Below are 14331 nucleotides of genomic sequence, written 5' to 3'. Positions count from 1 at the left end.
ACTCAATTGGTCTGTAAGCCAACCCGGTAAAACCGACGAGGCACCACGGCCCCGCCAACATCGATGTTAGTTACCAACCCGCCTGTGCCGACGATGTTGCTCGCAATAGTGCTCCAGGATCCGGACGCAAGGTCGGTCCTGCTCTGAACATCGTAAAGGGAGGTGGCGATCGTGGGGAAGGCCAGGGAGACATTTGTGCCAACGATGCTGATCGACACGAAGCCCGGCGGCTGGGGCGCGGAGGCGGATGTCGTGAAATCAAATCCCTGGAACCGCAGATCCGCGACCAGGGATGGATCGTTCGTGGTGGTAAACCCATCCTGATAGGCCATGATCGCCAGGGTATCGACCCTGAAAGGGAAGTTGGTGTTGTAACCGTTCGCGACAAGATCCATCGAGGGCACTTCCGTGTCGATGAGCGTGAGCGTGCCGTTGGAATTCACCTGGCTTACTGTCAGCGCCAGCGTTTTGCTCGCGCCGTCATAGGCCAGCGTGGCTTCCAGCGTGACGTCCTGCGGCAACTCCGTGACACCGTTGGTGTTATCACCGAGATCGGAATCCGGGCCGAAGATCGAAGCAAAATTGCCGAATGCATCGGCGTTGCTGGTGGTCTGCGCTCCGGTCACTGCGGGCGTGAGCGTCGGTCCTGAGTTAAAGAAAGTCGAGACATTCGGGAAGTAGTTGAACTCGACGGTGTGGAATGTGTTGTCACTATTGAAGTTGGTGGAGGTGCCGGTGCGGTCGCCGCCGGTGAGCGAACTGTTCACAAGCCCGAAGGCGATCTGCATCCCTTGCTCACCCGGCGCGCTGATGATGTGAAAACTAAAGCGCGTGGTGAGCGTGAAGTCGTTGGTGTCCGTCACCATGACGCCGAGCGGGCGCTGGAGCCGCGCCGTCGGCAGGGACGAATTCAGATGCACGTCCAGTTCGCCGTTTGAGTCTCCGGTGTAAACGCCGGGTGTATTGGTCCAGGTAAACTGATTGTTACTGTTGTCTCCGATTCCGAATGACCAGGTGCCAAACGGATTGCTGGAGAAGTTTTCAGTGAGGCTGGTCGAGGCGAGAGTTGACTGCGCGGCAAATGCAGCGATGGCCAATCCCAACACAAGCCGGCGATGACGCTTGAACACGAACACACCCAAGGATGCGGTGACGACAAGTATGAGAGACGATGGCTCGGGAACGACCGCGAACGCGTCGATTTCCCCGACAGAATTTGTGGAAGTGTTGATAATTTCCACGTAAGAGATCCAGTTCAGGTTCACCGGATTGCTGTTCGTGTCGATGGCGCTGCTGAGGTCATAGGAAGCGCCTCCGGCAGAACCGTTGTACAACGCCAACGCGTTCGATGTTGTTCCACCCGTAAAAGCCGACAGGCCAAGCGCCGGGTTGACTGGCAGAAATGGATTGCCAGCGCCTGCCGTAGGATACAAACCTCCGGCCCCGTTATTGGTGGAACTGCTCAGGAGATAAAAATTCGTATCGTCCTGGCTGGCGTAGACGGTCAACCCCGCATGAGTGAAGACTCCATTAATAGTACTGCCCGACAGGGTAAAGAACGAATTGTTGAAGATCGTGAAGTCCAATCCGAATGGATTAGCCGGATTGTTACTGACGGGCGAATTGAACCCCACGATCAAGGAACCTCCGAAACCCAGGCTGAGAATCTGGGTTTTTTGGAAAGGTGGAGCGGTGACTGTTGCCGAAGCGGTCGGCGCACCGAGGACCGCGGTTGTATTGGTGAAACCAGCCGCGGGGCTGGTACCGGGGTTGTACGAAACGACGAAGTCAGCGAAAGAGCTGGCTTGAGTGGACGCGGAAACAAACGCTGCCCAGCAAAAGACTGCGGCAGAAACAACAACGGCCTGGGGACGGAACATGACACGATCTCCTTTGGTTCGAAGGATTGTTGGATCACGCGTCGGCCGTTATTCTGACTTCTGGCTTCAGACCTACTCGCCCGCCTTCTCCGTTTGGATGGCTCTTCACCCCGAATATTTTCGGGGTTGGGCTTTCGTAACCAGTTACAGCAGCGCCACTGTCGCCGAATCTCACGGCGTTCCCTGCACCGACGTGTTGAGACATAAATGCACCTCAAAGAACTGCCCGGAGCGTAAGCAGAACCCGATGTGACTTCAAGAAAATTCGGGCCGGAACCGCCGTCGTTCGATTGCCCGTCATAATTCTGTCCCCTTGTAGCTGCGGTTGCTAACCGCGCGCCGTTCATTTCCACAAATGTCTTCTGTCCGTTGTGCGCCGGTCTCCCGACCGCGCACTTCATCCGACCGAAAGCCGAGTCGGACGGGGCCGAGTCCGACGAGACGCCGCTGTCGTTTGCGGCAAACCCGCGATGATGTTTTCGCGGCAATCTCCAATCCATATTTGTACCTCCACAATCCGAGATTTCGCTTTGTTTTCCGCTCCTGTGGCATCCAAATCCGCCAAAAACCCCCTCCAAAATGGGTTCGTTTTCCAGAACGAACCCATTTGCAAACTCGTCTGCAAACCGCATAAGTTCCTGCAAACACAATCGATCCATCGAAAACTGTGCGAAAACAAAATGGGTTCGTTTCGCAGAAACGTATATGGGTGTCTCTCTCCTCTCTCGTGGCGTTCACAATGGTTTTTGGTAGGGCGTGCACTCCGTGCGCCGTCTTGTCTGATGCCTCACACCCCGGATCATACAATTATCGGAATCCGATGTCCAGAAGAAAGATCATTGTAGCTGCCGCCGTCCCGGCGGCTTGGACCGGCGTCGTAAATGGGGACACGCCCAGGACGGGCGCCACTACATCGCAACGTCAACCCCGCGCCCCGGCCCGCGCACTCCTCAAAGTCGCTTCACGTAATCCCCGGGACGTTCTGCAAGCGTTGTACGGCTGATCCCGACCGCGACCAACGTCTGACCCAACAAACATCGGCGGTGAAACTGCGCACGAGCCGGCTACGCGTCGCTCGACTTTAGGCAGCATCCACAACTCGACTTTGCCCGGAGGACTAGCTATATTGCGGCATCGTGCCATGAAGCGTAAATGGCTATATCGAAGGACGCCGAATGACAAAGCTGACGCATTCTTTCTACGCTTCGTGGTAACTCCCCTGTTGATCATTGGTCTGTTGGCCGTTTGCTCCGGCATAGTCGGCGCATTCTTTAAGTTCCGGGACAGCTTTAGGCGGCAACACGCAGCGGCCACACCTCCAAACTAACGCACCGGCAACAATCTGTTAGATCACAACCCACGTCTTCACGGCAATGACCGCAATCTTGAACTAAATTGCGCAACGACTTAGGGTGGGGGCGAGTGGTTAAAAGTAAGCTGGGAACCAATCTGTTTTATGATGGGACCTGACACCGGTGCCTCATCACATAATAGGTGGACCTGACCCCATGTCGTTCCATGCGGACAGGAATAAACAGACGTAGGCGTGTTGCATGTGTATGCCTCACGGCATTTGCCTGCATCGCACTTATGTATGCAGCATTTAAGCTCAGTCGGGAGTGGCTCGCTTACTACTTGCGTCGAAGGGCTTACGCGTACGAACGATCGGGCGATTGGACCAACACCGAGCGGATGACGCGACTGTGCGTTGTATTGGTTCCAGATGACGCATGGAGCTGGGAACATCTCGGCGGCGCGCTGGAAATGCTTGGGCGATACGACGAACAGGAACGTGCGTACCGCAAGGCAGTTGCGCTAGCGCCAAGTTCTCCCTATGCCGCAGGAGGATTAGGAGGGGCGTTGTTCTTCCTGGGACGTCCCGTGGAAGCGGAACAGTGGATGCGCAAAGCCGTCGATTTGAACCCATCGATCGCTCAGTTGCAAAATGATTTTGCCGCCTCACTTCTCGCATTGGGTCGTTTGGACGAATCTGAAGTGCATCTTCGCGAAGCCATGCGGCTCGACCCCGGTTTGGCAATGCCTCATACCACCTTTGCTGACATCCTGTTTCAAAGGGGAAGGGTCAAAGAGGCAGAGGCAGAATACCGAGAGGCGGTGCGACTTCAACCGCAGAGAGTCAAAACCCATAACGCGCTCGGTTTGTTCTTAATGCAGATGGATCGTCTAGGAGAGGCACAAAAGGAATTTCAAGAAGTTCTCCGGCTAAATCCAGGCTTCCATGACGTACATGGCAATTTGGGCACGCTCTACTGGATGCAGGGGAACCTAACCGAGGCCGAGCAGGAGTTTCGAGAGGCAGTTCGCCTCTCTCCCTCGTACGCGATGGCCTCCAAGCAGCTTGCGCACTTCTTGCTAGAAGGCAAAGGCCGACATCAGTTCAACCAAGGCAAGTTGCTGGACGCACAAGAAACTTGCCGAGAAGTCATACGTCTTTCACCGAATAGTGCGTTGGCATATAACGCCCTGGGAGCCATGTTGACAACCGATTCCAACCGCTGGGAAGAAGCAGAGGAACTAATTAAGAAATCTTTACAGCTCGCGTCTGCCGAAGAAAAGCCGCTCTGCTTGGAAAATCTTGGCCAACTGCTTACGAACCAGCCCCAAAGGCAAGTCGAAGCAGTTGCTGCGTACCAGGAGGCTCTGGCGGGGTTCTCGGCTTCGGGTCACACAGACGAAGTCAATCGTGTGCAAGCGATACTCAATAGGCTTGAGACACAGTAACACCATCAACTGCGGCGTGTCCCGGCCAGCGCGCTCTTCACATGCTTGGCGACGAAGTCGATGATGGTGGGGTCGGATATCATGGGCGCGGCCTCAACCTACAGAAATTTGGCGCGAAGGCGGCGACCGTTTTTAGTGCGCGCTCGCCGTTTTCAAGCGAAGGCTCGATCTCGCTCCCCTCATGCCATTCGTTCCAACTGGTGATGAGAATCCAATCGGGATTGGCGGCGACCGCCTCCTCGAAGAGAATCTGACAGGTTTCGCGGTCCCGGCGGTCCGTAATCGGACGTGGCGCGGGGCGCCCTAATTTGCTGTCGTCGTAGCCCGGGATGACCGTCAGACAGGCGATGCGATTCTTTCCGGCGATTTGGATCCAGTTGGGGTAAGCGGCGTGCGCCCAGGCGCGGACCTGTTCGGGCGATTTTCCGGCGGTGGAGCCGGTGGGATTATAAGTGTGAATGCCGTCAAAGACGCTCGCGGCGCCTTTGGTGATTTGATCGCCGATGAAGATCGCGCCACCGGGGTATTTTTTATTTACCTCGTTTATTACCTGAAGCCAGCCATCCACTTTAATTTGATTAATCGCGCGTGAATAGACAAAGACGACTGGTTTGCCGTTCACTTTCAACCACGCCGGGTGCTTGCCGTAATGTTCCAGGAGATAGAGCACGTCTTTGACTGCGCCGTCCGGCTTCGGGGCGTTTTCCGGATGAACGATTTCAAAATACGCGGTAACTGTAAGTCCGTTCTTTTGTGCTGCGTCGAGCAGCAACGGCAGGCCCTGATCGTGGAAATCTCCCGGTGCCCACCAGCTTGCGATGAACCCGCTGATACCGGCGGCTTTGGCCCAACGACAATGTTGCTCAATCACCTTGGTATCGTGGCTGTCGTAAGGGCCCAAGACCGGATAATGGGTCGAATTCCCGATCTTCTTCGCGGTTTCATTCGCGTTTTCCCAATGGAACCAGCGGCCCGATGTAGCGGGATTGCCGTACCAACCGTAGTAAAATGCCAGGACTTGCCGCGGTATGTTCTTCCAGTGCACGTTGTCGCGGCCCTGTGGCAACGGATCCTGCGCAGCAGCGGTGCTGTAAACAAGGACGGCGGCCAGAAGGCCGGCAACGCGTGGAGTCAGCACCTTGCTATTCATAGACTGCGCGATTTTTCAGCTTCTGCGGCCAGCGCGCTTTTCACATGCTTGGCGACGAAATCGATCATCGTGGGGTCGGACATCATGGGCGGGCTGATCTCGTAGGTGACGCCGGGGAATTTCTTCAGGGTTTGTTCGAAAATGAACGGAATGTCTTCGCGCAGGTGCGAGCCAGGGACGAGGAAGAAGGCGTAACCAAAAATGTGGTTGGCGCCGCGGCGGATGAGTTTGCGGATGGCGACGGGGATGGGCGGTTTGCCGAGTTCCATGAAACACGGCTCGATGAGGTCGTAGCCGAGTTGTTGGCGGACCTGGTCGACGAGTTTGACCATGATCTCGTTGCCTTCCTTGAGCCGCGAGCCGTGGGTGAAGATCAGGACACCTGTTTTCCGTTGCATCGCGGGGCCAGTATAGCATTAAATGTGTCCTCGACAACCATGAGCGACGAAATCAAACGGCAGTACGTCAATTACCTTTTCTTCAAAACCGATCCGGCGTGGCGGCGGCTGTCCCGTGAAGAGCGGGACCGTGGCCGAAGTGAATTCGAGGGCGTGGTCAAGGACTGGAAAGGCCGCGTCCTGATGATCCCCTTTACAACGGTGGGAACGCGCGCGGACACGGACTTCGTGCTCTGGCGCATCAGCGAGCGGCTGGAAGATTTCACCGAGATGAGCACGCAACTGCTCAACACCAGCCTCGGTAAGTGGTGCTCTACCCCCTACAGCTATCTCGGCATGACGAAACGTTCGATGTACGTGGACCACCACGAACATGAAGGCAGCGAGGGTCGGCGGGGTCGGGTCATCCCGGGCCAGAACAAATACATCTTCATCTATCCCTTCTGGAAAACCAGCGAGTGGTATCTTATCTCGAAGGAAGAACGCCAGCGGATGATGAATGTGCACATCGAGACCGGGCATCGCTACCCCAGCATCAAGATCAACACCATTTATTGCTTCGGCCTCGACGATCCCGAGTTCGTCGTCGCGTTCGAGGGCGACAAACCCCAGGACTTCATCGATCTCGTCATGGAAATGCGCGAGCACGAAGTGCGCAAGTATACGCTGCGCGACACGCCAATCTTTACCTGCATTCGGGGCAGTATTAACGAGGTCCTGGCGACGCTCGGATGAAGGCGCTGCTGCTCGCTGCGTTGCTAGCTCCCCTCTCCTGTGTCCTGGCGCAGGAGGCGCAGGACGAGAAACCATTGCCGGAAGAATTGGCAATCACCCGTTCGATCACCTTGCAGGACGCCGATGAATTCCAGAGTTCCGCGGATTTCCGGTTTTTCAAATTCCACGACCAGAAACAAATCACCGCGGCGGCCGAGCTCGAATACGGCTTGACCGACCGTTGGGAGCTTGATGCCGAGGTGCCCTATCAGTTCGTCAACCCCAATGCAGCGCGAGCCGCCAATGGCATCGGCGATGTCGAAGTGGCCACGCGTTACGGCGTCATCCCCGTCGGCGAAAAGCCCCTGGCGCTCGATGTCGGCCTCGCGGTGGGAATCCCGACCGGTGACCGCTTGCACGATCTCGGCGAAGGCCGGCTCACGCTGGAGCCGTTCTTCACCGCAAGCACCTGGCTCGGTCCGCTCAACGTCCAACTTAATGGCGGGTGGCAACGCGCTGTCACCGACGCGGGCGAAGAGCCTCGCGACGACTTCGAGTACAATGTCGCGTTGGTTTACCCGATCAAACATTGGTTCCTGGCGCTCGAAGGCAATGGCGAGTCGAACCATGACCGCACCCTGTATTACGTGACGCCTGAGCTGATTTGGAAACCGAGAAAGAACCTGGAGTTTCTCGTCGCTGTCCCCATTGGCGTCACCGGTGCCGCGGCCGACTACGGTATCGTTACATCTGTCACACTGGAATTCGACAACATCACGCACCGCGGCATTGATAAAGATTAATTTCGTGGGCCGGGGTGATTTTCCGTTGGATTTTTGACCTAAACTCTGGTAAGAGTTGATTGAGCCAGGCGAGCCATGGTTATCAGCGTCATCATTCCGACTCTGAATGAGGAAGTAAACCTCCCGGTTACCTTGCGCCAGCTTACGGACCATCCCGATGTTGAACTCATCGTCGTCGATGGCGGCTCGACCGACCGCACGATCGACATCGCCCAACAGTTCACATCGTATGTTTTTTGCACACCACCGGGCCGCGCCAAGCAAATGAACGTCGGCGCGCGACACGCGACCGGCGATATCCTCCTCTTCCTGCATGCGGACACGTTTCTCCTGCCAGGCGCGCTGGATGAAATCCAGCGGCGCATCATTGGCGACGGGGCGGTTGGCGGAGCGTTTGACCTGCACATCGATTCACGCCGCCGTCTCTGCCGATTCGTGGCCCGAGTGGCCAGCCGGCGGTCGCGGTGGTTGCATTTGCCGTACGGCGATCAAGGGGTTTTCGTGTGGCGTCAGGTCTTCGAAGCGCTCGGTGGATTCCCTGAGATCGCCATCATGGAAGACATCGCTTTCGCCCGGCGTCTGCGCCGCGCGGGGCGGCTCACCTTCATTCGTTCCGGTTTGGTTACCAGCGGACAGCGTTGGAACACCAATGGCGTGGTGCGGACCACGCTGGTGAACTGGTGGGTGACCGCGCTTTTCATGCTGCGCGTCCCGCCCCGGGAACTTCGGCGCATTCACGATGGCTGGCTCGTCTCGGGCAAACCGCGCCGCGACAAGACCGAGTTGATTCCGCCCAACCGCAAGAGCCTGCAAGAGCGGACGTGATCGGGCGGTCGGGCCGCACCCGACCGTTGTCTGTTGCCGCAGTGGCTTTCCCCTGCCGACCTAGTGATGGTTTATCACGTCGATCAAGGACCGGAGCCGACCAAAGTTGGTGCGGTTGAACGGGAAGACAATGCGGTGCAGGTCCTTCAACTCCGGCTCGTTCTCTTCTTCGGGCAGCGGGCCGGCGGCGCGGAACTGCCCGCCGTTGACGCAGATGTTGGCGAAGCGCGCGTTGAGCGTGCGCAACAGATTCTCCGTGACCGGATACTTCACGCGCAGCACCATCGCGTCCTTCACGTAGCGGGAAGAGTGGTAGTTGCTGTAGAAATGCATGATTTCCTGGCAGGCCTCTTCCACGTCATCGGTGACCTTGAAGAGGGAGAGGTCCTCTTTGCTGATCAACGCCTCGTCCAGGAGCTGGTCCTCAACGAACCGCCACCACGTTTTCCAGTAGTTGCCGCGCGGACGATCGACGAACACCAGCGGCTTGGGCTGGCTCTTGCCCGTCTGCATCAGCGTCAGCGCCTCGAACCCTTCGTCATGCGTGCCGAAACCGCCGGGGAACAGCACGATGGCATCACTCTCCTTGATGAAGCAGAGTTTGCGGGTGAAAAAATACTTGAAGTTGATCAACTTCCGGTCCCCCACGATATCGATGTTCGGCTCCTGCTCGAAGGGCAGCCGGATATTCAGGCCGAAGCTCTTGTCGCGGCCCGCGCCATGTTGGGCCGCGCCCATGATCCCTTCCCCGCCGCCGGTGATTACCATGAAGCCGTGGTCGACAATGACCTTGCCGAAGGCGACCGCCTGTTTGTATTCCGCAGTCTCGGGCTTCGTGCGCGCCGAGCCGAAAACGGTGACCTTGCGCTGGCCGCGGAATGGCGCAAAGATTTTCGAGGCGTAGCGCAGTTCCTTCAGCGCCGAAGTGATAACTTTGACATCGAGGCGGTCCGCCTTGTCGTCGGCGAGCCGCAACGCGGTCTCAATGATGTCTTCCACGAGGTCGGCATTGTCGGAGCCGCCATGTTGTTGGATGAGCTGTTGGATGAGAGCCTGGTCCGGATTGGATTGGGACATAATACTTCCTTAATGGATATTCGCCGGGGAGCACTGCTTGAGTCGAACTTCGAAGTCCGGGTGAGTCGAGGGCCGACTCCAGCGTTGCGCCCCGCGCGCGTGTTTATTTCAGTTGCCGGGTAGTGTACTCGTTGGCGGCGGCGTGTAAAGGTTTTTTTGGATGGTAATTTGCAAAACGGCTTGCGGCGGCGGGTCTGCTCGTGTAAACGAGCGCGGGATGACCGCGGAGGAAATCATTGCGTTGTTAAAGCTGAGCCCGCATCCGAAGGAAGGCGGATTCTTCTCGGAAACTTACCGCGCCGGCGAGAGTATCCCGTCCGGCATATTGTCCCCTCGCTATGTGGGACCGCGGGCGTTTGGCACGTGCATCTACTATCTGTTGACGCCCGGCACATTCTCCAACATGCACCGGCTACAAAGCGACGAGATCTTCCACTTCTATCTCGGTGACCCGGTCGAGTTGCTGCAGCTTTTGCCCGATGGCTCTGGCAAAACAGTTATGCTTGGTACCGACCTACGTGCGGGAATGCAACCGCAGGTCGTTGTCCCACGCGGCGTTTGGCAGGGCTCGCGACTGGTTGACGGAGGGAAGTTCGCGTTGCTCGGTTGCACCGTCGCGCCGGGGTTTGAGTTCGTCGATTATGAACACGGACGGCGAGGGGATTTGATCGGGAGTTACCCGCAATTTCTGGAGAAGATCACGGCGTTGACAGTCGAGTAGTATCCGCGCACGAATCGCTTGCTATATTCGATACGAACGAGTGTACTTTCCGTGGTCATGAAGGGACTCCTTTCCTGCTGGTCCGGTTTGCTCTATCTGGCGCTGCTAGTACAGCCAGCCTTTGGCGAAGAAACCGTCGCGATCTCGGCGACGGAACTGATCCAACGCGGGCGCGCCGAATTGGCTTCCAACAACTGGGACGCGGCGGAGAGTTTGTTTCGCCTGGCAACCGAGACCGAGCCAACGAATTCTTCGGCCTACACGTGGCAAGGGTACACGTTGGCGGGATTGAACCGGCGGCAAGAAGCGGCCGTTGCTTACGAGAAGGCCCTAGAATTGAATCCCCAGCGGACGAATACGTGGTTGTATCTCGGCGAGGTCTATTATTCGTTGGGAAGGTATGTCAAAGGCGTTGGAGCGTACCAAAAATACATCTCACTGAATCCCCGAAATGATCAAGCGTACAACGGGCTTTATCGTTCGTTGGAACGGCTGGGACGTTATGGCGAAGCGGAGAAGGCGTGTCGACAGGCGATCGTCATCAATCCGACCAATGTGAGTTATTACGTCGGTCTGGGTTACTGCTTGGAGAACCTCGGGCGTTACAGCGAAGCCGGCAAGATCTTTGAAAAGGCGCTGTCACTGGATCCACAAAACCCACACGCCTACTACCGGTTGGGCATTAACCATTACCATGAGAAAGCGTATCAGGCGGCGATCTCTTCGCTTCAAAAAAGCATTTCGCTTCAACCAACGAACAGTGATGGCAATTACTGGCTGGGTCGGAGTTTCGCTGCGCTCAACCGTTACGACGAGGCGGCCGGGGCTTTCCAGCAAGCAATTCGAATCGACCCGGAGGATATCCAAGCCTATGAATGGCGGGGCGTAAGCCTCCTGAGGATCGGGCAATTTGACGAGGCAGCGGCAACTTTTGAGAAGGCGTTCGGGGTCAGGGGCGAAGACAAGACGGTACGCCGGTCGCTGTTTTGCTGCTACCTGCTCTCGTCGCAATACGAGAAGGCCTATCGGCTGTACCCGATAATTTTTACCCTCGGCGGCAGCGCGCTCCTGCTCTCTTACCTCATTGGACTGACTGCTCTCTTGCGTTCCAGTTTCAAGATTTCCACGGACACATTTCCTCGTCTGGGGTTTTCGTTTGCGTGGATGATCGTGTTTTTCCAGGGGCAAATCGCCCTGATTTTTTGCCTGGCGTTGCTGTCGTGGATCAAAATATCCGAGAATCTGTTGTTCGGCATTACCCTTGCGGGAATCCCGGTCATTTTTGCCGCCATGCGGGGATTCGCGCGGCAACCTTGGGGCCAACCCTTTTCCTGGCCATTGCGGCTGGGGACGCTGAAGGTGATGGGACTGTCGGTACTCGGGCTGGTTCTGGCGTCAGGGATAAGCCCCTGGAGCGCGCACTGGGTTGAGCGTGTGCTCCGTCGGCCGGTGACAATTCAAGAAGCGATCCCGCTCATCAAATACGCGCTGATCGCCAATCCGCTGGCGGCGTTTTCGTCCGTCGTCATTGTCGGGCCGATTGTTGAAGAGATTCTGTTTCGCGGCCTGATCTATGGGGCGCTGGAAAAGCGGCTGCGCGTTACCGGGGCGATCCTGGTCAGTTCACTCCTCTTTGCCGCAGTGCATCTTCAGGTGGTGTATTTCATCCCGATATTTTGTCTCGGCCTCGTGCTGGGTTGGGCCCGCTGGAAAGCCAACTCGCTCGGCCTGCCAATCCTCATTCACGTCCTGAACAACGGCGTCGCGCTGCTGTTCCTGAAATTCTTCGAGAAACCTTGAGGCTTGCGATCAGATGGATGAGTCTCCGGAGGTTCACCACGAAGTCACGAAGAACACGAAGGTGTTGTAGGCCGCGTGCCCTCACGCGGCGTTGCCTCTTGACCCTACGCGGGGCGCGGTCATATCCTGCCGTGCATGAAGCGTTGTCTCGTGCTGTTTCTGTTGCTGATTGCCACGCCGTTCCTCGCTTTGCAGGCTCGTGGCGAAACCGAGCAGATCGATCTCAAAGCCCTTGCCAAGAAAGCACGGCCTGCGGTCATGCTGCTGGTCGTCTCCGATGCCGACGGCAAGGAAATCGCCACGGGAACGGGCTTCCTCGTCTCCAGCGACGGCAAGCTCATCACCAATCATCACGTCATCGAAGGTGCCGCCAGCGCAGTCGCCAAGGCCGAGAATGGCGGCCTGTTCCCCGTCGAAGGCGTGCTGGCCGACGATTCGAAGGATGATCTCGTGCTGCTAAAACTCAAAGGCAGGGATCTACCATTCCTACCGCTCGGAAGCAGCGACAAGATCGAAGTTGGTTCGCGTATCGCCGTCATCGGAAGCCCACTGGGATTGGAGGGAACGCTGTCGGAAGGAATCGTGTCTGCAGTCCGGGAGTTGATGGGCGACGCGCGAATAGTTCAGATCACTGCCGCTATTTCGCCGGGTTCCAGCGGTTCACCTGTGCTCAATATGCAGGGCGAAGTCATCGGTGTGGCTGTTTCGGTGTTGAAGGGAGGCCAATCGCTCAATTTTGCTGTGCCCGTTGAGAGCGTAAAGCGAGTGCTTCCGCGCCTCGGTACTATCAAATTGCTATCGGAGCTCTCAAAGGAAGCCGTGCAGGAGTTGGAAGCTGATCCCGACTACAAGGCTTGCGTTAGTGCTCACTTGGCGGGTGACTATGTCGAAGCGTTGAAACGAGACAAGGTGCTTGTGAACCGATTCCCAAACAACCCAAGAGTTTGGAATGGTCTCGGAGGCACTTATTATATGCTCGAGTTTTACGCCGACGCGGTTGAAGCCTTTCGCCAATCGATAAAACTTAAGCCCGACTATGAGGCATCGTGGCAGTGTCTCGGCGTTGCGTATCTAGCACTACAAAAGTACGCTGAAGCAGTGGCGGCCTTGCAACAATCTATCAAGCTGAAGCCCGACGATCCAAGCGCGTGGTATTTCATGGGCCTGACATACATTCAAAGCGGTCAACACGAAAAGGCGCTGGGAATCGTTCCGCAACTGGAGAAACTTGATCCCAAGAGGGCTCGTGAGCTTGCGGAAGCCTTACGGTGAGGTTCACTTACAAAAATGAAGCGTGTCACTTGTTTGGGACAGCCAGCGAATCCATTGAATATGAATTCGAGGAATGCTGATCAACCGAAGAATCAGCATTGGCTTCCTTGCGTTTACTTAAAGGAATTCTCTCCAGACTTTTGCCGAGGGCGGAAATCCGAAGTGTGGCGATTTGATGGATCACGAAGCCTGTTCGTCCCGGTTGACAGCCAGTGCAACGACAAGTGTTTTTACACAGCGGCGTCGGCTAAAGAAGCGGAGAGCTATTTCGGACAGATTGAAAACTTGTATGGTGGTTGCCTGAAGAAGATTAGAGCCGGAGCGAATCAAGAACCGACATTCCAGGAATACTTCGGGCTAATCCTGATGGTTTTTGATTTGTGCTTACGGAATAAATCTCATCAAAATCTGACGGGCCAAAACAATCTCGGAGCTTATCGAACTCGACTGTTTTGTTTCCTCAGAGACATGGTGCTTGGCAAGAGTGACGGAATTCCGACAGAGAAGGAACTCAAGTCACATTTGCACAAGCACTGGCGAGTCAGAATTATTGCGCCCACCTCTAACAGTGAATTAATCACTTCGGATAATCCAACGATGCTTTTCACCACGAATGATCGGCGTGATTGTCACTTCGCTATTCTACCGGTCACTCCGTTCCATATCGCTGTAGCTTTTGATGAGCGCTTCGTCCAGATCCTATCGGATCGCACGACGCATGCGGACGACGGGATTCTCAACAAGAACCAGTGTCGCCAAGCAGTTAGCGCCGTCTATTCGCGAACACGACTCGACGTGGAGCAAGAGAGGAGCGCAGCCAGCCTTCTCAAAGAGCCGCGGAACCACGGACTAGTCTCCCAATCGGCAGTTGAATTAGCAGTTCTAGGAATGACAGCCGAATCAACTCTCTCGTTCATTCGAGTTTCAGCCTGCGTATGAATCCTCGTCA

Annotated in this window: 12 protein-coding genes and 1 riboswitch; of the genes, 8 read left to right on the top strand and 4 right to left on the bottom strand. The window is 56.3% G+C overall.

Annotated elements, in window-relative coordinates; genetic code table 11:
- Positions 1-2: 2 nt before the first annotated feature.
- Positions 3-1880 carry a PEP-CTERM sorting domain-containing protein gene (locus VNL17_07425; protein ID HXI83906.1) on the bottom strand — a complete coding sequence of 626 codons (1878 nt, stop codon included), beginning with the start codon at positions 1878-1880 and terminating at the stop codon, positions 3-5.
- Between the two features lie 25 nt (positions 1881-1905).
- A riboswitch (cobalamin riboswitch) is annotated at positions 1906-2088 on the bottom strand.
- 1382 nt (positions 2089-3470) lie between these two features.
- On the opposite strand from VNL17_07425, the gene VNL17_07420 reads away from it, so the two are divergent.
- A complete protein-coding gene (locus tag VNL17_07420; GenBank protein HXI83905.1) occupies positions 3471-4622 on the top strand; it encodes a tetratricopeptide repeat protein in 1152 nt (383 codons plus the stop codon).
- A gap of 79 nt (positions 4623-4701) precedes the next feature.
- Here VNL17_07420 and VNL17_07415 read toward each other — a convergent pair whose 3' ends face one another.
- Together VNL17_07415 and VNL17_07410 are read right to left on the bottom strand one after the other, a co-directional pair.
- Positions 4702-5772: a glycoside hydrolase family 99-like domain-containing protein gene (locus VNL17_07415; protein HXI83904.1), complete on the bottom strand. Its 1071-nt coding sequence runs from the start codon at positions 5770-5772 to the stop codon at positions 4702-4704.
- Entirely contained in the window at positions 5769-6170 is a 402-nt protein-coding gene (locus tag VNL17_07410; GenBank protein ID HXI83903.1) for a CbiX/SirB N-terminal domain-containing protein, read from the bottom strand. Before VNL17_07410 ends, VNL17_07415 begins: the two co-directional genes overlap by 4 nt.
- Positions 6171-6209: 39 nt before the next feature.
- Here VNL17_07410 and VNL17_07405 point away from each other — a divergent pair, with 39 nt between their 5' ends.
- From VNL17_07405 to VNL17_07395, 3 genes are all read left to right on the top strand, one after another.
- The gene (locus tag VNL17_07405; protein HXI83902.1) at positions 6210-6905 is read left to right on the top strand and encodes a chlorite dismutase family protein; all 696 of its coding nucleotides are present in this window, start codon (positions 6210-6212) and stop codon (positions 6903-6905) included.
- Positions 6902-7687, top strand: coding sequence for a transporter (locus VNL17_07400; GenBank protein HXI83901.1), 786 nt, complete (start codon positions 6902-6904; stop codon positions 7685-7687). Before VNL17_07405 ends, VNL17_07400 begins: the two co-directional genes overlap by 4 nt.
- 75 nt (positions 7688-7762) lie before the next feature.
- Positions 7763-8512 (top strand): TIGR04283 family arsenosugar biosynthesis glycosyltransferase, encoded by a 750-nt coding sequence (locus tag VNL17_07395; GenBank protein HXI83900.1) that lies wholly within the window; start codon positions 7763-7765, stop codon positions 8510-8512.
- Between the two features lie 60 nt (positions 8513-8572).
- Here the strand turns inward: VNL17_07395 and VNL17_07390 are convergent, their stop codons facing one another.
- Positions 8573-9589 carry a TIGR00730 family Rossman fold protein gene (locus VNL17_07390; GenBank protein ID HXI83899.1) on the bottom strand — a complete coding sequence of 339 codons (1017 nt, stop codon included), beginning with the start codon at positions 9587-9589 and terminating at the stop codon, positions 8573-8575.
- Between the two features lie 160 nt (positions 9590-9749).
- On the opposite strand from VNL17_07390, the gene VNL17_07385 reads away from it, so the two are divergent.
- The 4 genes from VNL17_07385 to VNL17_07370 all read left to right on the top strand — a co-directional run bounded on the left by VNL17_07385 (position 9750) and on the right by VNL17_07370 (position 14321).
- Positions 9750-10310 (top strand): cupin domain-containing protein, encoded by a 561-nt coding sequence (locus VNL17_07385; GenBank protein HXI83898.1) that lies wholly within the window; start codon positions 9750-9752, stop codon positions 10308-10310.
- Positions 10311-10367: 57 nt separating this feature from the next.
- Positions 10368-12110, top strand: coding sequence for a tetratricopeptide repeat protein (locus VNL17_07380; GenBank protein ID HXI83897.1), 1743 nt, complete (start codon positions 10368-10370; stop codon positions 12108-12110).
- A 135-nt stretch (positions 12111-12245) separates the two neighbouring features.
- A complete protein-coding gene (locus tag VNL17_07375) occupies positions 12246-13382 on the top strand; it encodes a trypsin-like peptidase domain-containing protein (GenBank protein ID HXI83896.1) in 1137 nt (378 codons plus the stop codon).
- Positions 13383-13397: 15 nt separating this feature from the next.
- Positions 13398-14321, top strand: coding sequence for a DUF4238 domain-containing protein (locus tag VNL17_07370; GenBank protein HXI83895.1), 924 nt, complete (start codon positions 13398-13400; stop codon positions 14319-14321).
- Positions 14322-14331: the final 10 nt, after the last annotated feature.

Source organism: Verrucomicrobiia bacterium (genome assembly GCA_035577545.1).
Lineage (GTDB): Bacteria > Verrucomicrobiota > Verrucomicrobiia > Palsa-1439 > Palsa-1439 > Palsa-1439.
This window is presented reverse-complemented; position numbering and strand designations above follow the sequence as displayed.